Source organism: Rhodococcus sp. EPR-147, assembly GCF_001647185.1.
Lineage (GTDB): Bacteria > Actinomycetota > Actinomycetes > Mycobacteriales > Mycobacteriaceae > Rhodococcoides.
Genome location: NZ_LVCU01000196.1, coordinates 1 through 977 on the forward strand (window position 1 = coordinate 1; position 977 = coordinate 977).

Genomic DNA, 977 nt, shown 5'->3' on the forward strand with positions numbered 1-977 from the left:
CCGTCGGGCACCGAGTTCAATCGATGACTGTTCTCGCGCACCGCGATCGAAGCCGGGTCGATGGCAGCCTGCTCAGCGGCCGCGGCGTCCGGTGACCCCGATCTGTCCACCACCAGAAACAGAGCCAACGCGGCGGCGAACACGACCACCAGGGACAAGGAAATCTTCAATGCTCGGCTCATGCAGCTACCTTCTCGATTCGTTGCGGGTCCCCAGCGTCTTCCTCGTCCGCCGCCGATGCCCGGAGTTGTTCGAGATCCAGAAAACGAACGACGCGAGAGCTACCGCGAGAGCGGCGATCAGAACAATCGAGACCTTGACGGACCGGCCCCACCCATTCCTCCGGACGATGCGTGAAGCGTAGGCGTGAGCCTGAAGTCGAAATACTACGACCCATAGTAGTTGTGGGCATCGGATCGTTCGCCGCAGGGCGTGTCACTTCGTCCCGCCCCTGCCGCTCGAATCGTCCACGAGCGATCATACTGCCATACGGTGCTATCATCGGTGCATGACGATCAATAGAGGGGCGTGTCCGGTCGGCCGCACCGGGTCTACGGTCGATGCCGCAGTGGCGTTGTTCCACAGCCTTTCCGATGCCACTAGGTTGGCTATCGTGCGCCGACTCGCCGATGGGGAATCGCGTGTAGCAGACCTGGTGAGCGAGCTGGGGCTGGCCCAGTCGACGGTGTCGGCGCACATGGCGTGCCTGCGCGACTGCGGGTTGGTGATCGGTCGCCCCGAAGGGCGGCAGGTCTTCTATTCACTCGCCCGACCGGAACTGTTGGATCTGCTCGCCTCGGCAGAAACCCTCCTCACCGCCACCGGGAACGCGGTGACACTGTGCCCCAACTACGGCACGGACTCCGCCGGAGCGGCGGTGACCGGATGAGCGACGCGTGCGGCTGCGACCACGACGAGCCCCGCCCGGGCGGCGACGACGAGCAGGAACCCGACAGGTTGTGGCAGATCACCGAGAT

Annotated in this window: 1 protein-coding gene and 1 pseudogene; one reads left to right on the plus strand and one right to left on the minus strand. The window is 64.4% G+C overall.

The genetic code is table 11. The features are described from left to right. Nucleotides 1-182 (minus strand): annotated as a pseudogene (locus A2J02_RS09820) (thioredoxin); the annotation flags it as partial. 326 nt (nucleotides 183-508) lie between these two features. Here A2J02_RS09820 and A2J02_RS09830 point away from each other — a divergent pair. Then, complete coding sequence (locus tag A2J02_RS09830) at nucleotides 509-889, plus strand: ArsR/SmtB family transcription factor (RefSeq protein ID WP_068049649.1); 381 nt, start codon at nucleotides 509-511, stop codon at nucleotides 887-889. The last annotated feature ends 88 nt before the right edge of the window (nucleotides 890-977 follow it).

Excerpts from the sequence above, each read along its gene's own strand:
- A2J02_RS09830 (WP_068049649.1), top strand. The coding sequence starts at position 509 with ATGACGATCAATAGAGGGGCGTGTCCGGTCGGCCGCACCGGGTCTACG.